The organism is Niabella aurantiaca DSM 17617 (assembly GCF_000374125.1).
GTDB lineage: Bacteria > Bacteroidota > Bacteroidia > Chitinophagales > Chitinophagaceae > Niabella > Niabella aurantiaca.
Window position 1 is genome coordinate 66,028 of the sequence record NZ_KB893631.1, and the last position, 20,375, is coordinate 86,402.

17 protein-coding genes are annotated in these 20,375 nt (G+C 48.1%); 6 read left to right on the plus strand and 11 right to left on the minus strand.

Going from position 1 to position 20,375, the window contains the following annotated elements; all coding sequences use genetic code 11:
• Positions 1–177: 177 nt before the first annotated feature.
• Complete coding sequence (locus tag B160_RS0111655; protein ID WP_018628093.1) at positions 178–2,355, minus strand: alpha-amylase family protein; 2,178 nt, start codon at positions 2,353–2,355, stop codon at positions 178–180.
• A gap of 129 nt (positions 2,356–2,484) precedes the next feature.
• Between B160_RS0111655 and B160_RS0111660 the strand changes: the two genes are divergently transcribed.
• Positions 2,485–3,549, plus strand: coding sequence for a winged helix DNA-binding domain-containing protein (locus tag B160_RS0111660; protein WP_018628094.1), 1,065 nt, complete (start codon positions 2,485–2,487; stop codon positions 3,547–3,549).
• Positions 3,550–3,706: 157 nt separating this feature from the next.
• Here the strand turns inward: B160_RS0111660 and B160_RS0111665 are convergent, their stop codons facing one another.
• Positions 3,707–4,939 (minus strand): isocitrate dehydrogenase (NADP(+)), encoded by a 1,233-nt coding sequence (locus tag B160_RS0111665; RefSeq protein ID WP_018628095.1) that lies wholly within the window; start codon positions 4,937–4,939, stop codon positions 3,707–3,709.
• A gap of 124 nt (positions 4,940–5,063) precedes the next feature.
• On the opposite strand from B160_RS0111665, the gene B160_RS0111670 reads away from it, so the two are divergent.
• Together B160_RS0111670 and B160_RS0111680 are read left to right on the plus strand one after the other, a co-directional pair.
• A complete protein-coding gene (locus B160_RS0111670; RefSeq protein ID WP_018628096.1) occupies positions 5,064–5,663 on the plus strand; it encodes a Crp/Fnr family transcriptional regulator in 600 nt (199 codons plus the stop codon).
• Between the two features lie 423 nt (positions 5,664–6,086).
• The gene (locus B160_RS0111680; protein ID WP_018628098.1) at positions 6,087–6,476 is read left to right on the plus strand and encodes a septal ring lytic transglycosylase RlpA family protein; all 390 of its coding nucleotides are present in this window, start codon (positions 6,087–6,089) and stop codon (positions 6,474–6,476) included.
• 384 nt (positions 6,477–6,860) lie between these two features.
• On the opposite strand, the gene fbaA is transcribed toward B160_RS0111680, so the two are convergent.
• The 9 genes from fbaA to nusB form a co-directional block, all read right to left on the minus strand.
• Complete coding sequence (gene fbaA, locus B160_RS0111685; protein ID WP_018628099.1) at positions 6,861–7,931, minus strand: class II fructose-bisphosphate aldolase; 1,071 nt, start codon at positions 7,929–7,931, stop codon at positions 6,861–6,863.
• A 97-nt stretch (positions 7,932–8,028) separates the two neighbouring features.
• Positions 8,029–9,156 (minus strand): hypothetical protein, encoded by a 1,128-nt coding sequence (locus B160_RS0111690; RefSeq protein WP_018628100.1) that lies wholly within the window; start codon positions 9,154–9,156, stop codon positions 8,029–8,031.
• A gap of 121 nt (positions 9,157–9,277) precedes the next feature.
• The gene (locus B160_RS28960) at positions 9,278–9,541 is read right to left on the minus strand and encodes a YtxH domain-containing protein (RefSeq protein WP_018628101.1); all 264 of its coding nucleotides are present in this window, start codon (positions 9,539–9,541) and stop codon (positions 9,278–9,280) included.
• A 169-nt stretch (positions 9,542–9,710) separates the two neighbouring features.
• Positions 9,711–12,239 (minus strand): TonB-dependent receptor domain-containing protein, encoded by a 2,529-nt coding sequence (locus tag B160_RS0111700; protein WP_018628102.1) that lies wholly within the window; start codon positions 12,237–12,239, stop codon positions 9,711–9,713.
• 75 nt (positions 12,240–12,314) lie between these two features.
• Complete coding sequence (locus tag B160_RS0111705; protein ID WP_157558021.1) at positions 12,315–12,716, minus strand: HYC_CC_PP family protein; 402 nt, start codon at positions 12,714–12,716, stop codon at positions 12,315–12,317.
• Positions 12,717–13,093: 377 nt separating this feature from the next.
• On the minus strand, positions 13,094–13,696 hold the full coding sequence (coaE, locus tag B160_RS0111715; RefSeq protein ID WP_018628105.1) for a dephospho-CoA kinase: 603 nt from the start codon (positions 13,694–13,696) through the stop codon (positions 13,094–13,096).
• 280 nt (positions 13,697–13,976) lie between these two features.
• Positions 13,977–14,315 (minus strand): preprotein translocase subunit YajC, encoded by a 339-nt coding sequence (yajC, locus tag B160_RS0111720; RefSeq protein WP_018628106.1) that lies wholly within the window; start codon positions 14,313–14,315, stop codon positions 13,977–13,979.
• Between the two features lie 19 nt (positions 14,316–14,334).
• Positions 14,335–14,793, minus strand: coding sequence for a DUF1573 domain-containing protein (locus B160_RS0111725; protein WP_018628107.1), 459 nt, complete (start codon positions 14,791–14,793; stop codon positions 14,335–14,337).
• 154 nt (positions 14,794–14,947) lie between these two features.
• Entirely contained in the window at positions 14,948–15,877 is a 930-nt protein-coding gene (nusB, locus tag B160_RS0111730) for a transcription antitermination factor NusB (RefSeq protein WP_018628108.1), read from the minus strand.
• A 270-nt stretch (positions 15,878–16,147) separates the two neighbouring features.
• Between nusB and B160_RS0111735 the strand changes: the two genes are divergently transcribed.
• From B160_RS0111735 to B160_RS0111750, 3 genes are all read left to right on the plus strand, one after another.
• Positions 16,148–16,429: a co-chaperone GroES gene (locus B160_RS0111735; RefSeq protein ID WP_018628109.1), complete on the plus strand. Its 282-nt coding sequence runs from the start codon at positions 16,148–16,150 to the stop codon at positions 16,427–16,429.
• A 140-nt stretch (positions 16,430–16,569) separates the two neighbouring features.
• Positions 16,570–18,210: a chaperonin GroEL gene (groL, locus tag B160_RS0111740; RefSeq protein ID WP_018628110.1), complete on the plus strand. Its 1,641-nt coding sequence runs from the start codon at positions 16,570–16,572 to the stop codon at positions 18,208–18,210.
• A 302-nt stretch (positions 18,211–18,512) separates the two neighbouring features.
• Complete coding sequence (locus tag B160_RS0111750; protein ID WP_018628112.1) at positions 18,513–20,138, plus strand: ABC-F family ATP-binding cassette domain-containing protein; 1,626 nt, start codon at positions 18,513–18,515, stop codon at positions 20,136–20,138.
• Positions 20,139–20,375: the final 237 nt, after the last annotated feature.

Sequence of the window (20,375 nt, forward strand, 5' to 3'; positions counted from 1 at the left end):
AGCATCTGTGTATTATAAATATAAAATGAAGAAGCGAATGGCCGTTGGGGACGCAGGCTTTGCGCAATCGGGAAAATAGCAACAGAAGCGCTGAAGATCACTGACGAAAGCAAGACGGGCATCATATTCCCGCAAAAGGATGCTACTGATCTGTGGAGGCAAACGGCAGGAAAGCCCTTACTCGATCACCCACCAGGAGTAGGAGTTGGGGGGCAATATAACCGGCAGTGTTACGGTATAATCCCGGTTCAGCGTATAGCTTTTTGCAGGTCCCTCTTTTTCGCGGATACGCGCGGTCCGGGTAAGGCCTGCATAATAAAGCGGAACGGAGATCTGCCGTTTCATGGGTTGACCGGTAGGATTAAAGAGCATCAGCAGGCCCTTTTCCTTTAATAAGGCGTTTACATGCAACCATCCGTCCCAGTCGCGTCCGTCTGCGCGGCGCAAATGGATCAGGTCAGCGTTCAGGATCTTTCGGTACTTTTTATACCAGGTAACCACTGCGGCAACCGTTTGCCGGGTCTGCTCGGTATCATACAGCCGCGGACCCCGGTAACAGGCCTGAACACCTGCGCCATAATATTGCATCATCAGTTGCTCGTAATCGTTTAGATGCTGCGAAAGCGGTTCCAGCACGGCTTCCGGTCCGCCGCCCTGGTAGCGGGTCAGCGGAACAAAGCCCCATCCCATGGAAGGGGTCTTCTCCCAGGTACCGTCAAAGATGTTCTGCCGGTTCAGGATCTTTTGCTGCTCACGGGGCAGCGAAAAATTTACCTCCCGGTAGCCCAGGCCGATTTTATTGGTGCCATCCAGGAAATACCAGTCGGGTGCATTGATATAAACGCCCCGGTTGTTCAGCCAGTGATACAATTCCTTTTGGATCTCCATTTGCCGCCATTGGCTATCGTCCAGGCCTTTATGCCCCGGGTGTGTTACAGAGGCACAGCGGTCTCCCGGATAAGGGCCGTCGTTCTCCCAGATGTCGAACCCGGTAACGGTAAAGAACTGCTTGATCTTGTTACGGTAGTCCAAACCCCACTTGCTTCCGAAGCAAGGGGCATTTCCAAAAAAAGCACCGCCGGTCTTACCGGTCAGGGGGTTGATCACATCATCGGCCTCGCTGATCTTGCGCGAGCTGAAGAGGGAATACACCCCCATCCTTATACCCTTGCTATGGGCATAGTCTGCCAGTGCCTTACATCGTGCCAGGTTCTGCACGCTGTTGTTCTCCATATTGATATGGCTGCCAAAGCTCAGGATCAGGGCCTCATATCCCGTTTGCACACATTGGTCAACGGCTTTTTTAACTTCGTCATCATTTTTGCTGACCAGGTGCATGAAGATGGGATTGGCCGTTGTCCAGGGCGCAATGGTGCGGTACATTTTCTGGATGGCCATACCGCGGCGTTGCCGGTCATAACTGTCCATGGCCAGTTCATAGGTCCGGATAGAAGTGAAGGTGTCGCGCGGCGGCAGATCGATGCCTGGCCCATATTCAGGATATACTTCCAGCAGGCAGGGGGTATTGTAATTATAATTTACCTGTGATGTGTAAGTGCTGTCTGTTTTCCAATGTGTGGTCTGATCGCTCAGGTCGTAGCGCATGGCATTGTTGAAGGCATAGTTTGATTCGATATACAATCCGCCGGGCTTTTTCATCTGCGCCGGACTGCCTACCACTGCACTCTCTTCTTCTACCATGCCCAGGATCTCGTTCACCACCCTCCCTACACGAATGGTTTGCTCCGACCGGTTGAAGATACGCAACCATTTTGCGATCAGCGGCAATCCGTCGTATAACGCATAATTCACTTCTACCTCAATGCCTTTTAATGCCGGCAGGGGCGACCGGAACAAAAAGCGTACGAGTTTTCCTGTGGCTGCCTGGTGGTTCGTTGCCCAGAATTTGGATCGCGGGTTCAGATAGGGGGGAAGATCGGTGACGGTATAGGTATTAAATTCAAAATCGGAAGCTCCTTTTTTCAGCTGACCAACCCAGGAAGGAAGCAGATAGGCATTTTCTTTTTGCCCGCGCAACCCGCCCACTTCATATGCGGTACCGTCAATGGTTACCCGGGCCTCGGCTTTTACCGAGCGGAGGAGTTGCTGGTTGTTGATCTTGTTTTTATAATCGATGCAGACAAGGTTCGGTTGCAGGCGGAACAGGCGTTGCACCAGCCCGTTATCGAGGATCAGTTCCTTTGCATCGCTGCTTTTATAAACCGCCGCTTTTGCGGTAACCGGCTTTACCAGCCAGTCGTTACCGGTGTTCCCCTGCTGCCCGGACTGCGGCTGGCTTCGGAGCTGGTATGCCCCGGTACAAAAGATCAAAAAAATAAAAAGAGGTCTGAGCATGCCGGTAATCAGTTTAAAATGAATGGTTGTTTAAAACAGCCAGATCGGTACCGGCTGAAAGTTACGTATTTGATTTCTGAAATCGGTGGATCTGTTCTATTTTTGAGAAGGTACTTCAACACCTGCATAATGACCTTAAAAGAACTACTCCAATACAGGATCCGCAACCAGCAGCTTCACCGGCCGGTGCCCCACAGTCCGGAGGCATTGGTGTCTTATATGGGGATCATCCAGGCACAGGACTATGCAATGGCCAAATGGGCGATCGGGCTGCGGATGCAGGACCCGGGTGAAGCGCAGATCGAAGAGGCAGTCGATGAAGGCCGGATCATCCGCCTGCATGTATTGCGCCCTACCTGGCATTTTGTAACCACGGAACAAGTGCGCTGGATGATGCAATTGTCTGCTGTATCCATCCAAAAAGCAGCCCGGTTTATCGACCGGCAAACGGGACTTACCCCGGCGCTGTATGCAAAGGCGCGGAAAGTGCTGGAAAAGGAGCTGGAGGTGGAAGACCTGACCAAAGAGGAGATCATGGAGCGCCTGGCTCAACGCCGGATAAAGACCGATCACCTGCTGGCCACACAATTGCAGATCCGCGCGGAAACAGAAATGCTGATCTGCAGCGGCAAACGAAAGGGCCGGCGCTTTACCTATACGCTTTTCGATAAAAGGGTAGGACCCGCGGCCACCATCAGCAGAGAAGAGGCGCTGGCAAGGCTTGCCACGCTCTATTTTAAAACAAGGGGGCCGGCCACACTAAGGGACTTTGCCTGGTGGAGCGGCCTGACCATAACCGACGCTACAAAAGGATGGGGAGCCATCGAAAAGGAGCTGATACCGGTAACGATCCGGGACACCGTTTACTGGATGTTTGAGCAGGATACGCCGGCTGCACCGGCAATACCTCATTCCTTTTTGCTGCCACCTTATGACGAGCTGGCCGTAAGCTATTCGGAAAGCCGCGGGCTGCTTTTTGACGGCGACGGCACTTCGGTCGGCAACGGGATCTTCCGGCCTGTGATGATGGAAAAGCACAAGCTGACGGGTATCTGGAAACGGACGGAGAAGAAGGATGCCATCGGGCTGGGGCTGAGCTTTCTGCCGCAGCACCCGGGCAAACCTTCCCGCGACCTGCTGCGCTCTGTAAAGCTTTATGAACAACATATGGGCAAACCGGTAAGCATCCTGTAGCCGTTCAGAATCGCAAGGTTATTGAATAATCCTTTATAGCATTTTTTGTAAATTTCCTGTGGGCTTTGCCATTAAATTTTGAACAGCAGGAGGTGTTAAGAAACATAAAAAAGTGCGCCATGGTCAGCGCACTTTTTATGATCGTTTATAGAGCCGTTTAGTTCAGCTTTTTCTTCAGATTTTCATCGATCGCTTCCAGGAACTCTTCCGTGTACAGGTAATGCTCACCGTGCGCCACGTTGGAACCATGGACACAAACGGCCAGGTCTTTGGTCATCTTACCCTGCTCTACGGTCTCAATGCAAACAGCCTCCAGGTTATCGGCAAAATCGATCAGCTCCTGGTTACTGTCCAGCTTACCCCGGAATGCCAGTCCTCTTGTCCAGGCAAAAATGCTGGCGATGGGATTGGTGCTGGTGGGTTTGCCCTGCTGGTGTGCGCGATAGTGGCGGGTTACGGTACCGTGTGCCGCTTCCGCTTCCAGTGTTTTGCCGTCGGGCGTAACCAGTACGGAGGTCATCAGGCCCAGGGAGCCAAAGCCCTGTGCCACGGTATCGCTCTGCACATCGCCGTCGTAGTTTTTACAGGCCCAAACGAAGTTGCCGTTCCATTTTAAGGCACTGGCCACCATATCATCAATGAGGCGGTGCTCATACGTGATGCCTGCCTTATCAAACTCGGTCCTGAATTCATTTTCGTAGATCTCCTGGAAGATGTCTTTAAAGCGGCCATCATATTTTTTCAGGATGGTGTTCTTTGTAGAAAGGTACAGGGGCCATTTCTTGCTCAGGGCCATATTGAAACAGCTTCTTGCAAAGCCCTTAATGCTTTCATCGGTATTGTACATGGTCATGGCCACGCCATCGCCCGTAAAGTTGTACACGTCAAAGGTCTGCGGCTCGCCGCCATCTTCCGGTGTAAAGGTCATGGTCAGTTTGCCCTTTCCTTTGATCACGGTATCGGTAGCGCGGTACTGATCGCCGAAGGCATGCCGCCCAACGATAATGGGGGCCGTCCAGTTGGTGACCAGCCGGGGGATATTGCTGATCACGATGGGTTCGCGGAATACCGTACCGTCCAGGATATTGCGGATGGTACCATTGGGGCTTTTCCACATCTGCTTCAGGTTAAATTCTTTTACCCGGGCTTCGTCCGGTGTAATGGTGGCGCATTTAATGCCCACGCCATATTGTTTGATCGCATTGGCCGCATCGATCGTAACCTGGTCATCCGTAGCATCCCGGTGCTCAACACCAAGGTCATAATATTTGATATCCACGTCTACATAGGGGAGGATCAGTTTATCTTTGATAAACTTCCAAATGATCCGCGTCATCTCATCTCCATCGAGCTCTACAACCGGGTTGGCTACTTTAATTTTTTGGGCCATGATCTTATTTTGATTTAATTAAAAAAAGTGATAGTGGCAAATCTAATGATTTCATGTAATATTTCTCAACAGAATTAATAAGACAATTTAGGAAGCTTCCTTTTTTTTTCGCTTACATTTGCGTATGAATGCGACCCTGACCGATATTGATGATTTTGTAACATTTTTAAGGCAGTTCGTTCCGCTTTCCCTCGAAGAAGTAAAGCAGATCCTGCTTCCGGCCATACAGGTGCGAACCTTCCATAAAAAAGACATCATTACCCGGGCAGGTCAAATAGAGGAGCACATGAACTTTATAAAAAAGGGCACGCTCCGGAAATACTATGTACAGGATAAAGATGAGATCATTGTACAGATATCGATCGAAGGGCATCTGATCTCCAGCCAGGAATCCTTTTATACCCGTACCCCTTCCGAATATTTTATCGATGCCATAGAGCCGGCAACGGTGCTCAGCATGCATTATAATGCCCTGGAAAATGTATTTGCATCCAGCCACAACCTGGAGCGCCTGGGACGCCTGGTTACGGAGCATACCATGGTATTGAAAGATAAATGGCAATTCAGCCTGATCCGCCAGACCCCAAGGGAGCGTTTTCTGAGTTTTGTAGACAAATATCCTGAAATATTACAGCGGGTTCCCCAAAAATACCTGGCCTCTTATTTAAACATCAAGCCCGAAACCTTTAGCCGGTTCAAACATCTCACGCGTCAAAAACATTAGCGCAGCAGCTGCCGGATGTTAAAATTATCAGGAAATGACGGAACCGGGGAGCGGTCATTCATTTGTGCTTCTATCTTGTATAAAATTAAATGAATAAATTTTTTACTCATTAATTATAAATGACTTATAGTATTTGATATCTTCAAAAAATAGAGACCGCCTTTCGGTCAATACCCAGTTCCGGAGCGGGTTTTGTGCATTTTTTGTGAACATATGTTAGTACTTCTTCTTGGAGTTTTGTCAGGAATGCACTACCTTTGCATCTTTCTTGCGTTTCTGGTTTGGCAACCAGTTCGTGTAATTCAGTAAAGCAGACCGGGAGGTCTGTTCTAAAAAAGTTCACAGTTTGCGCCCGGCGCACTGCGTTCAAACTTCCACTGAAACAAATTCTCTGGAAGGTATTGTTTAACTTAAACCTGTTACATGAAAAGAGTTTTAATCTTTGTAACCGCAATGGTCATTTCCATGACCGGCTTTTCCCAAAAAGGGGAAGGAACCAATGCAAAAGCATCATTTTATAGTAAGAATTTTAACGGACGTAAGACTGCGACCGGTGATACCTACTGGGATCATTTGATGACTGCCGCTTCCAATATTTATAAACTGGGAACACGCTTGCTGGTTGTAAACAAGCATACCGGTAAAAAGGTGGAAGTAGTGGTAAATGACCGGATGGCCGCACACATGAAAGGCCGGGTAGATCTGAGCAGGTCTGCATTCCAGAAAATAGCTTCCACTGACAAGGGAGTGGTTCCCGTAAAAGTCTATGTACTGGACGGAAAGAACCCTGATAACGATGATAAAACACTATAGGGTTGAAATTTTTTATAATGGTAAGCCGCCCTTTTCAGGGCGGTTTTTTTATACCCGTCCGGCAGCCTTCCCCGCCCCCCTGTTGATGTTTTGTCCATAACCATCAGATAAGATCCGGGTTTGCCACTGAGGTCCGGCGTCACAGAAGTTTTAATGTTACGGAGTTACCGGGGTTTCCCCACAAAGGTAAATACTGCTGATAAGCTCCGCTTTTTGCTTAATCGGCGGCGATGGCGTTTCCCTCAACAGGGGGGGTTAATGTTGTCATCAGCCGGTGGCCGGCAAGGGCACCGGTTAGGTGAAGCGTCAAAGGGTGCTTTGATATGCTCCAAAAAAAATCCCTGTTCAAAGAGAACAGGGACCGTATAAAAAAGAAACGATAAGCTATGCGTTTTTGCCGATACAATTCAAATCGGTGAAGGCTTCTTCCAGACGTTTTACAAAAAACTCTTCGCCCTTGCGCAGCCATGCGCGGGGATCGTAGTATTTTTTGTTGGGTTTATCTGCGCCTTCCGGGTTGCCCAGCTGGCCCTGCAGGTAAGCTTCATTCTTTTTGTAGTAATCGAACACGCCTTCGGCAAATGCCCATTGCATATCCGTATCCAGGTTCATTTTAATGGCGCCGTAACCAATGGCTTCAGTGATCTTGGCTTTTTCAGAACCGCTGCCGCCGTGGAATACAAAGTAAACCGGTTTGTCAGAGGCAGTGCCAAATTTTTGCTGAATGAATTTCTGGCTGTTATCCAGGATGGTAGGGGTCAGCACCACATTGCCGGGTTTGTAAACGCCGTGCACATTACCAAAGGCAGCAGCAACGGTAAACAGGTTGCCTACCTTGCTCAGTGCTTCATAAGCCTGCGCCACATCTTCCGGTTGTGTATATAATTTGGAGTTATCCACGTCCGTATTGTCCACGCCGTCTTCCTCACCACCGGTAACACCCAGTTCAATTTCGATGCTCATGCCCAGGGGCGCCATGCGTTTGAAATATTCAACAGAGGTCTCGATATTTTCGTTGATCGGCTCTTCGCTCAGATCCAGCATATGTGAGCTGTAAAGCGGCTGACCTTTTTCTTTATGATATTGTTCGCCGGCATCGATCAGCGCACTGATCCAGGGCAACCATTTTTTTGCAGCGTGGTCGGTATGCAGCACTACGGGAACACCATAGTATTTGGCCACGTTGTGTACGTGCAGGGCACCACTGATCGCTCCGGAAATATTGGCCTGCAGCTTATCGTTCGGCATTCCTTTTCCGGCAAAGAACTGCGCTCCGCCGTTGCTGAACTGGATCATCACAGGGGAGTTTACTTTTGCTGCGGTTTCTAAAACAGCATTCACGCTGTCGGTTCCCACTACGTTTACCGCTGGTAATGCAAATTGGTTTTCTTTTGCGTCATTGTAGAGGTCTTCCAGCTCTTTGCCAAATAAAACCCCGGCTCTGTATTTACTCATTTAATAAAAATTTTTAAAATAATGGTACTATTTTATTAGCGAGGCGCTAAGTTAACCATTCCTGAGAAATTTTCTGCTATTCCCGGTAATATATTGATCATTTTCCAATATTTCTGGAAACGGGCGGATACACCGGTTTTTTGAGGGACCGGGTCTTTTCCTGGATCAGTTTCAGGTTCTCCCGGAGCATGTATTTCAGGTGCAGCTTCAGGATCTGCCCCATGGAATTGCAACGGCTGAAGGCCGCGGTATGAAAATGCTGGTTCAGCTGTTCGGCCAGTTGCTTTTGCTTGGCAATGGGAGCGATGATGTCCCGCGACATAATGTTCAATAGTTCCATCAGCCGGAAACGGCCGGCCGCCACCCGGAAGGCCATGGAAGAACGTTCTTCCGCCTTATATTGCTCGATGGATTCTTTATTCAGATGGGCGAGCACTGTTTGTACAAAGCGGTTATTTTCTTTAAAGAACTGCGGCATATATAAACTTTTCCTGCCTTCATAGCTTTGCTGGTCAAAATCGATGGCACGGATACGGTACTGGTATCCTTCAATATCCGGAGTGCTTACGATCACAAAATTGTAGCTGCGCATATCGCCCAGTAAGCGCCCGAAACAACGTTCGTTAAATTTTACAAATTCCTTGGCAAAGCGGGTCTTGTTCGTTTCCGGATGATCCAGGTACTGGCTGAGAAACACATCCCCCGGTAACCCCGGAATATGTTCTTCCACCAGGGTACCGCCGTCCGTATAAAAAGTGATCCGGTTAGGCGAGAGGATATGCTCCATTTCCAGCCCGTAAATGCGGGAGGCATCCGTGATCTTCATATAATAGTGGTCAAAGTTGGCGTTGAATTTATTGATAATGCGGATGCGAAAGGGCAGGGAGTTGCCAAAATTGCAATAGTCGATGCGCGCCACGTCCAGTTGATCGGCAAAGCTCATATCACCTTCCGTTTTCAGGATCGCATAGATCTTTACAAGGCCTTCTTTTAAAAAATCCCAGTCGCGCTTATCATAAATGGCTTTTTCCCAGTGCGTATAGTTTCCATCGCGGTCTTTAATGGGGATAGACCAGGTAAAATTCAGCAGGTCCTTATGAGATATGGGGAGCTTCACTTCCCGGCCCTGGTGCTTTAAATAGGCCGAAAGCTCCGGGTTTACCGGATACAGCAATTTTTTGCGGGACGGTTTGTCGTTCAGTTCGTCGATAAGCGATGTATCCATGCAGCAATTTAAGTGATTTCTGACGAACCGGAAGGCCAAAATATGCCCGGGCCCCGCCAAAAAAGAAACCGCCTCAATTGAGACGGCTTCGATGGGTGTTTTGTTTATGTGTTGTTTATTTTTACAGGCTGTCTGGCTTACTGCTCAGGTTTTCGCCGGCTTTTTTGGCTCCATCCGCTGTATCGTTAGCGGCGGTACCCTGGGCGCTGACATCGGCTATTTTTTCCTGGATGTCGTCTTTCAGTTCTCCGGCTTTTTCTTTGGTGGCATCCCATGCATCTTCCAGTGTGTCTTTTGCCTTATCCCAGGCATCGCCTGCCTTTTCTTTCAGGTCGGATAAGGTGTCCTTGGCTTTGTCCAGAAATGACTCTTTGTTTTCTTCCATGGCATTTTATTTAAAGGTAAAAAATAAGCCGGGCCGTCCATTTTTCAGGCCCGCACGTTCTAATTAAACCAATCCCGTGCCAAATTGCCCCCGGAGCGAATTTGAAAATGTGAAAATTTGAGCATGACACACCCGGTATAAAATCGGGGGGGTATCTGAGACCTATTCCTTACGGGATCCGGAAACGCATACCGGCATAGAACATCCGCCCGGTTACCGGCCCCCAGATCAGGGAGCCGTCAAAATACGGGCTAAAGGGTGTTTCCGCATCAATGATCCGGTAATGCTGCACATAACCGGTCAGGTTCTCGCCACCGATATAAGCCTCCCACTGTTTGCTGAATTGCTTACTTAACTGGGCCGCTATCTGGAAGAATGAAGGCGACCAGGCTTCCATTTGTTGGCCGGCAGGGTTGGAAGCCGTGTTGGGAATGCGCTTCCGGCTTAACCATTGCGTGGTATAATCAAATTTCCATTTATTACGGGTCTCATACGCCAGGTTGATGAAGGCCCGGTGCTTCGCCGTGAAAGGCTTGTCCAGCAGTCCCTGTCTGTATTGTGTTTGTACCTCCAGCCAGCGGTATGCCAGGCGCAGCTCCAGTTTCCGCAGCAATTCATAATTCAGCTCGGCCTGTACACTGCTGGAAACCGATTTGCCGTTTAAATTGTAAAACCGGATGGCCTGCGGATCAGCATCCAGATCCGCCACTGTCTGGTTGGAGAAACGGGTCTGGTAGGCATCCAGTGCAAGGGAACCTTTGCGGTTGCCCAGGGTAAAATGGTGTATGAAGTTAAGGCCGTAATTCCAGGCTCTTTCGGGATCCAGCCCGTAGCCGTATGCAGATGTAGAACTGAGGATCTCGTATTTGCGGGCACTTACAAAAACGCCTACGTTCTCGGCAAAAATATTGCTGACACGGAAACCGGACCCACCCGATAACCGCAGGTTGGTCCGGGCATCAAGATCATACTTCAGATGTACACGGGGGGTGGTGATGAACCCGTACTGATTGTGATGGTCCAGGCGCAGCCCGGCAATGGCGGTGAGTTTATCGGACGCTGTATAGGTATATTCAAAAAAAGCGCCCGGTACGATCTCATTCCGCTTAAAAATCTGCTGGTTCAACTGTTCATTGTAGTTTTCATTAGAGAAGCTGAACCCGGTCCGGAACTTATGATCCGTGGTACCGATGATGGATTGATAGATCAGATTGCCATACAGGTTCTTTTGCCTGCCGCTGTATTCCGTTGGTCCGTAATAGGCGTTATTGGTGTATTGTGCAGCAGACAGGATCAGCCCCAGGCTTTTATATTTGTGTTGCGGAAATACGTAACCAACCTTTCCGGTAAATCCGTACTGCCTGGCGTCAATGCCCACACCGTAGTAATTTGTAGTGTGCCGGTCACGGTCACGGTCAAAGTCCATCTGCCCGGCAAAACGCCGGTCATTCAGGGCTTTCAGCGCCAGCTGAACGATCCAGCCGTTGTTATCCCTGTACTTCCAGCGGTTGATCAGGTTCCACTGAGAGCCCGTGGGCAGGTCTTTAAACCCATCCCCGTTATGGTCGATCTTTGTATCGCTGTAATTGCCATGGGTAAGGAGTGCCGTGCTCCATTGATCATTTAACTTTTGAGCCATATTGATGTTGGCTTCCAGGCGTCCCATGGTGTTGACATAGGTATTTACAAATAATTGTTCTGAATTGTCCGGTTTCTTTTCTTCTACATTGATCTGTCCGGCAATGCTTTCATAGCCGTTGACCACGGAGCCGGTTCCCTTGGTCAGCTGAATGCCTTCGATCCAGGGCCCGGGAATATAGGTGAGCCCGTAATGTGCCATAAGCCCCCTGATCTCCGGGGCATTTTCGGTTAGGAGCTGCGTATAATTGCCGGATAGCCCCAGCAGCCGGATCTGTTTTACGCCCGTAACGGCGTCGCTGTAGCTGACATCCACCGAAGGGCTGGTCTCAAAGCTTTCGGAAAGATTGCAGCAAGCTGCCTTTGTCAGCTCCTTCGCGCCCATATTGAGGGTATTCAGGATGCTCATGGTCGACACAAAAGTGGAGGGGTTCTTCGAACTTACGATGACTTCCTTTAGGTTGCCGGTAGAGGCATTCTTCAGGATGATGGTAAGCATTTCCGGGCTTTTTACGCTGATGGTATCGGATTGAAATCCTACATAGCTGATCGCAATATGGGTGGGCAACTCCGTTTCAAGGCGAAAGACCCCGGTACTGTCTGTAACAAAATGCTGGTTGGCATGCAGGCTTTTTACCGTAGCATGGGCAATAGGATGAATCTTTCCTTTGTTGGTCTCTTCCAGCACCACGCCGGTAATGATCTGCCTTGTTTTCACAGTTGCCTCACCGGCATCCCGGTGATAATGACAACAGGCCGGAAGGGCCTGGTACACGGCATCGGAAGCTTTAAACAGCCCGTTATCATGACCCGCATCAGCAAGGGATCTGCGAAGTTGCGTACCGGTAACTTTGGAAGAGTCGTAACTTACTGAAAGCATTTGGGAAACCGGGTCCCATTTTGCGGTCTTTGCCTTGCGATCGAGGACGGCTGCCTCTATTCGTTCTTTACACATTTCGCAGGCACCCAGCACTTTAAAAGACTCGGTCTTTATATTTTTTTGAGCAATGCCGATCTTTGTGACCAGCAGCAGCGGAAGAATCAGATATCGATAGTTCATGAATTCATTTTTAGAAAAATAGAATAACAACAGGGCTGGTAGAACACCAGCCTGCAAACGGGAGTGTTGTTCGTTCTATATTCTAAAAACACGGAAAAGGAGGGAACAGTCTTCGGGCTGACGCTCCGGAGGATCGGCAGGAGGCCGGATCAGCAGGATGGTAAAAACCGGCTCTGGTATATTGCCGAACAGGGCAGGAGGGGTAACAAAAAAACCGCCGGGTTGTGCCAGCACCAGAACGGGCGACCCGTTTGTTTGCTGATCTACCGAAACCCGGGCTTCGACTTTTTTATGCTCACAGCAATTTTTACCTTTTTGAACCGGACAGTCCTCTGTTTCCGAGGCCGCAGGCTTCAGGGATATGGTCTTCAGTTTGCCACAGCAATAAAAGAAATTCAGACTAACCCCAAAGGAGGCCAGGCTGTAAAAAACAAAAACGAGTAATATGGTCAGTTTTCGCAACACGATTGTTGACAACAATACCTTTAAACAGGACCGTTTATAAAAGGTTCAAAGATACGGCCCTTTTTTTATGTCGGCTCATTTCCGGCGAAACCTGCCCGGTCCGGAGCGGATACCGCTGATATTCTTGATCCGGCAGATGGAAACCGGTTTGGCAAAAGTAAGTGGTGGCAACCAGATTGATATATATTTTCTGGCTGACCAAGGTATTAAAATATAAAACGCGGCCGCGGACAGTTGGCCCATATCTAAAAAGAGCTTACAGACTTAAAACGATCCAATACAAATCTGCGGGAAAGTCTGTGCTATCCGTGCGCCATAAACAAGTTCATTGGATAGGATCTGCGCAGACAAATCCCACGACAATCTGCAGACCAATGCTTCCTGTCCGATCACGCCGGTGTGTCGGGTCTGCCCAACGTCAGTAATTTTTTATGTATATTCATCACCTGTGCGATCAGGGAGATCGTTTCATTATTGTCGATCACAAAATGACAGCGGCGCATTTTTTCGGCTTCGTCCATCTGTTGGCGCATCCGTTCCCGCACCTGGGTTTCCGTAAGGTGGCTGCGCTCCATAGTGCGCCGGATGCGCAGGGCTTCCGATGCCGTTACACCGATCATATAATCTACATACTGATCGCTTCCGCTTTCAAAAAAAATAGCCGCTTCTTTAATAGCGTAAGGGGTGGTTTGCCGGGTAAACCATTCCTGGCTGTTGCGGATGGTAACCGGGTGCACCACCTCGTTAAGCTGTTTGAGCTTTTGCGGATCGCCAAATACCCTTGTTCCCAGCAGCTGGCGATCCAGTTGCCCGTTCTTATAGGTATCGGCTCCAAACAACCGGGTAACCTGTTCGCGGATCTCCGGACTGCTGTTCATGAGTTGCCGGGCGGCGCTGTCCGCATCATACACCGGAATACCCAGCGTATGAAATATGGATGCCACCAGCGTTTTACCGCTTCCGATCCCCCCGGTAATACCAACTTTAAGCATGAAGTTTATTTTTATGAAATGGATGCTGATGCCAAACGGAATCAGTGGCTGTCCTGCCGGACCCGGGAAAATATCCGCGTTCCGAACCTCCTATGCTTGCCACTGAGGCGCAGCAACACGGTCCTTTTATATTGCAACCATGCTCCTGTCGCCCATTTCAAATGGTCCTAAAAAATTCAATGTCTATGTGGCTAAAAAACAATGTAACAAAAAAACACGGCAAAAATATTTCGTTGCCGTGTTCCTGTTTCTAATTATATGATCCGCTGAAAGCTGACAGCTACTTAGCCGGGGTAGCGGTTCCTTTGTTCAATTGATTGGTCCAGTCCATGCTGATGGCAGACTTTTCAATTTTGATATAGTTCCCGGGGCTTACCTCAATGCTCAGCGTTCCATCTTCGTTTACCTGGCTGATCTTACCATGAATACCGGCGATGGTTACGATCTTATCACCCTTTTGCAGGTCTTCAATGAACTTTTTCTGGTTTTTTGCTCTTTTAGACTGCGGACGGATAAAGAACAACCAGAAAACGATGATCATTCCAAACATGAAGATCATGGTTGTCATAGATCCAAAAGGGCCGGGCGAAGCTTGCGCCTGCAATAATACATTTGTCATTTCTATTTTACGCGTTTGATTAATTGACTACTTCTACTCTAAAATTAAGAACGGTTTCAGTGAAGGGTTTCGTATTGGCGCGCACCGTCATATTTTTGTTATGGGCGCCTTCGGCCTGACCTTCGCTGTTGAATTTGGCCACTACTTTTCCTTCTTCACCGGGCATAATGGGCTCTTCAGGCTTTTCACCAACCGTACATCCGCAACCGGGGCTTACAGAGGCGATGACCAGCGGCTTGGTGCCGGTGTTCTTTACAACGAACGGAATCTCAACGATCTGACCTTTCTTTACTTTGCCAATATCCTTAAATGTGGAATCTACCCAGACAACTGTCGTAAAGTTTGCAGAATCTGTTAATGCCTTTTCCTTTTGTGCCACTGTAATACTGTCGCCGGAAGCAGCATCGCCCTTTCCGGATGTGTTCTTACAAGCAATAAGCGTTGCGGCTGCAACAAAAATGAGTAACCCCTTTTTCATTTATATCAATTTTTTTTGAAAGTGCAAACTTAGTCCAAAATCGGCACGGGTGTATCACAAATCCCTGTTTTTATTGGCCGTTCCCCGTTGATTTACATCGCCGCAGCAAAAAAGTTTAAAATTTCTCAAAAATACGCGCTGTTTCCGCCGGCACTCAGGCCTTCTTGTAATCCGTTTTCTTTAAACGTCCTTCCTGCATCAGCTCTTTATGGATATTATCCAGGATACCGTTTACAAAATGCCCGCTCTGGGCAGTGCTGTATTCCTTGGCAAGATCGATGTATTCGTTGATCGTAACTTTTGGCGGGATGGTTTCAAAATACAGGAACTCCGCCACGCCCATTTTCATGATCACCATATCCAGCAAAGCGATCCGCTCCGGATCCCAGTTCTTCAGCTTCGGTGTGATCAATTCCAGCAGATAATCGTTCTTATCGATAACAGTAGTCAGAAGGTTATGGGCAAAACGGGCTTTGTCTGCGCTTACGATTTCCTGGAACTTTGCAGATCCAGGCTTGTGCAGATAGGTTTGCAGCAGTTGCACCACCATTTCCCCATCATCGCTCCAGTTGGAGAACAGCTCTTCAATGTGATTGATAAAATCCTCATTTCCGAGCATATAGTCGTTCAGGATAAATTCGAAGATCTTCCGGTCTTCCTGTTTACTTTGCTGATTTATTGATATATAGTGATGATATTCAGAGGTTTTTATCAGTTGATTGTAAATTTTCTTTACAAGCTCCTCATCCAGTGATCCTTCCGGCTTTTCCTTTTTCAGCTGTTCCTCCAGCTGCTTGTCTTCAAGGATCTGCCAAAGCAGGCCGCTGCCGGCCAGTTTGGTATTTACATTCAGGTCGTTGGCAGAGGGAATGTATTTGCTGGCCCGTTTGTGTGCGTCCTTTTCTGCATAGCGGGCAATTTGGGTCATAAAGTAGATCAGGTACACGAACAGGCTGCGGGTTTGACTGAAATGCTGGTCTAATATTTTTGAAGGATGGGGTACTTTGCTGGTCTGTTCGGTTTCCGCACTGCACGCATAAAGGGTTTGCATCACCTTAACCCTGATATTTCTTCTGCTAATCATTGATTGAATGAACTCTTTTTGGGGCTGCGAAGATAGTTGATTTATACTTTATTGAAGAAAAAACCGCAGCTTAAAAAGATTTATAGCCGTTCCGGTAAAGTGCTATTTTGACAGGAATGGAAATCAATAACGGCCTATTTCCCAAAATATCGGGGTTGAAACTGAAAAAATTGCATTTTAGAATGGGATGGCATACTATTTATGCTACATTAGCAGCCCAAAAATTACATTTTGGCACTTTAAATTAAAATTTTAAAAAACAGTACGATTATGGCTAAAAAAACAACTGTTACCCCTTTGCACGACCGGGTAATTGTAAAACCAGCAGCAGCAGAAGAAAAAACAGCAGGCGGCATCATTATTCCTGATACTGCTAAAGAAAAACCCCAGCGCGGTACTGTAGTGGCCGCGGGTCCTGGCAAAAAGGACGAACCTGTAACAGTAAAACCCGGCGACACCGTATTATATGGTAAATATGCCGGTACCGAGATCCAGATCGGTGGTGAAGATCTTTTAATTATGAGAGAAAGCGATATCCTGGCGATTGTATAATTAATGTGTAAATGTGCTGGTGTGAAAAATAGGAAAATTAACACATCAGTCATGCAAGATCCTAAATAATAAAATGGAATTGTGATTTAGACACATTTTCACATTTTCCACATTTCCAAATTTTCAAACTAAGTAAAAAAATGGCAAAACAACTTTTCTTCAATATTGAAGCAAGAAATAAAATGAAAAAAGGCGTGGACTCTTTAGCCAACGCCGTAAAAGTTACATTAGGACCCAAGGGCCGGAATGTTGTATTAGAGAAAAAATTTGGTGCACCCGCAATAACAAAAGACGGGGTTACCGTAGCAAAGGAAATCGAGCTGGAAGATGTAGTAGAGAACATGGGCGCCCAGATGGTAAAAGAAGTAGCCTCCAAAACTGCGGACATCGCAGGAGATGGAACTACGACTGCTACCGTTTTAGCACAGGCGATCATCGGCGAAGGACTGCGCATGGTAGCTGCCGGTGCCAATCCTATGGATCTGAAGCGTGGTATTGATAAAGCGGTTTCCCTGGTTGTGGAAAGCCTGAAAGCGCAAAGCCAGACCGTAGGCAGCGACAGCAAAAAGATCAAGCAGGTTGCCACCATTTCTGCCAATAACGACGAACAGATCGGTGAGCTGATCGCTCAGGCATTTGGCAAAGTAGGTAAAGAAGGAGTGATCACCGTAGAAGAGGCAAAAGGTACCGATACTACTGTAGATGTAGTAGAAGGGATGCAGTTTGACCGCGGTTACATTTCTCCTTACTTCGTTACCAACAGCGAAAAAATGGAGGCTGAATTACAAAGTCCTTACATCCTGATCTATGACAAAAAGATCAGCACGATGAAGGACATCCTGGGCATCCTGGAAAAAGTAGCGCAAAGCGGCCGCCCGCTGGTGATCATTGCAGAAGACCTGGAAGGTGAAGCACTGGCTACCCTGGTGGTGAACAAACTGCGTGGCACCCTGAAAGTGGCTGCTGTTAAAGCTCCGGGCTTTGGCGACAGAAGAAAAGAAATGCTGACCGATATCGCTATTTTGACCGGCGGTACCGTGATCTCTGAAGACCTGGGACACAAGCTGGAAAGCGCTGAGCTTTCTTCACTGGGTCAGGCTTCTTCCATTACGATCGACAAAGACAATACAATTGTTGTAGGCGGTAAAGGTAAAAAAGCCGACATCACCGGTCGTGTAAACCAGATCAAAGCGCAGATTGAAAATACGACTTCCGACTACGACCGTGAAAAATTACAGGAACGCCTGGCTAAATTAAGCGGTGGTGTTGCGGTACTGTACGTAGGTGCTGCTACAGAAGTAGAAATGAAAGAGAAGAAAGACCGTGTGGATGATGCGTTACATGCAACAAGAGCTGCGGTTGAAGAAGGCATTGTACCGGGTGGTGGTGTAGCCTATATCCGCGCTATTGAAAGCCTGGACGTTAAAGTAAGAGGCCAGATCGAAGATGAAGCAACCGGTATGGCGATCGTAAAACGTGCCCTGGAATCCCCCGTACGCACGCTGACTGACAACGCCGGCATCGACGGTTCCATCGTTGTTCAGAAGATCAAAGACGGTAAAGCTGACTTCGGTTTCAACGCAAGAACAGAAACTTACGAAAATCTGTTCAAAGCCGGGGTGATCGATCCTACAAAAGTAAGCCGCGTTGCACTGGAGAATGCAGCTTCTATTGCGGGTATGTTGCTGACTACCGAGTGTGTGGTTGCAGACAAACCCGAACCCAAAGCAGCGGCTCCTGCAATGCCAGGCGGCCCGGATATGGGTGGCATGGGCTACTAATAGTGAATAGTTAATGGTCAATAGTTCATAGATTGGCCGTTCAATAAAAGATCCTGCTTCAAAAGAGGCGGGATCTTTTTTATGGGCTTTTGACCGCAGTGCAGGGCCGGGCAGCGGTTCCGGCTATCCGCTAAACCTCCGTTGCACTCCGGTGCTGCTGCTATCCGGCAGCCCGTCGGCACCCGGAACATGTATGGCGCAGGGCCTCTTTCCCCAACTTTTAAACCCATAAACTTTTAAACCTTTAAACTTTACGCTACCTTTGCACCACTTTTTGAAAACTGATAAATAAAGACGGACTCATGATAAGTGTAAAGGATCTGAAGCTGGCTTACGGCAAGCGGGTATTGTTTGAAGATGTGAACGTGAACTTCACAAAGGGGAACTGCTATGGCGTTATCGGAGCCAACGGAGCCGGTAAATCAACGTTTCTGAAAATTTTAAGCGGGGAGATCGAGGCCAATAAAGGCACCATCTCCATTACGCCCGGTGAACGCATGGCGGTTTTGAAACAGAACCAGTTTGAGTTTGATGAGCAGACGGTGCTGAACACGGTGCTGATGGGGCATAAAAAAATGTGGGATACCATGTTGCGGCGGGATGCCATTTATGCTAACCCCGATGCTACGGAAGACGATTACATGAAAGCATCTGAGCTGGAAGCCGAATATGGAGAAATGGGCGGATATGAATCGGAGAGCGATGCGGCAGCTTTTTTAAATGGCCTCGGCGTAAAAGATGAGCTGCACCAGATGCTGATGAAAGACATCCCTTCCAACATGAAAGTGCGGGTATTGCTGGCGCAGGCCCTTTTTGGCAATCCGGATATCCTGCTGCTGGATGAGCCTACCAACGGGTTGGATATTGAAACCATCGGCTGGCTCGAAAACTTCCTGGCAGACTATGAGAACATCGTACTGGTCGTAAGCCACGACCGTCACTTCCTGGATGCGGTGTGTACCCACGTGGCCGATGTGGATCGCCAGAAGATCAAGGTCTTTACCGGAAACTACTCTTTCTGGTATGAAAGCTCGCAATTAATGGCGCGCCAGATCAGTGATAAGAACAAAAAACTCGAAGAGAAGAAAAAGGAATTGCTCGATTTTATCGCCCGCTTCAGCGCCAACGCTTCAAAAAGCAAGCAGGCCACCAGCCGGAAAAAAGCGCTGGAGAAGCTGGATTTCCAGGAAATTGAGCCCAGCTATCGTAAATATCCTGGTATAATCTTCCAGCCGCTGCGGGAAGTGGGCAACCAGATCCTGAATGTGGAAAAACTTAGATCGGCAACAGGAGACCGGGTGCTTTTTGATAAGGTAACTTTTAGTGTGAACAAGGGCGATAAAATTGCTTTTATTTCAAAGGACCCGCTGGCGGTGACCCAATTCTTTGAGATCATTAATGGTGAAACAAAAGCAGATGCAGGACATTTTGAATGGGGGACCACGGTTACTTCTGCCTACCTGCCCATCGAAAACAGTAAATTCTTTCAATCGGACCTGAATCTGATGGACTGGCTGCGTCAGTTCGTGCCACCACATGTTACGGATGTTGATGAGCCGTTCCTCCGCGGTTTTTTGGGCAAGATGCTCTTTGGCGGGGAAGAGGTGCTCAAAAAAACGAATGTATTAAGCGGTGGCGAGAAGGTACGTTGTATGGTGAGCAAAATGATGCTGCAAAGTCCCAATGTGATCGTCCTGGACCAGCCCACCAACCACCTGGACCTGGAAAGCATCCAAAGCTTCAACGAACAGTGCACGGTTTACAATGGCATTGTACTATTAACCAGTCATGACCATACTTTTATGCAAACAGTGGCCAACCGTATTATTGAACTGACCCCTAAAGGCATTATCGACCGGTTGAGCACCTTTGATGAGTACCTGGAGGATGAGCGGGTAAAAGTATTACGCCAGGAAATGTATGCATAGGCATTCCTGAAACGATGGGATGTCTCCAATGTACTATTGAGCCGGGAAGGCGGTAACCGGAAGCAATTTTAAACAAGCTTTTCTGCCATCCCGGCTATTGATTTACCTCCGGTTTCTGAAGCAAACCCATAAACCGGCTGCCGTTCATAAAAAATTCTGTAGTATTTGAAGTAACAACCTTTTCTTTGCCGGAATTTAAGTATTGCTGAAGCGGAGCCCGCTTTAAAAACAACCGAT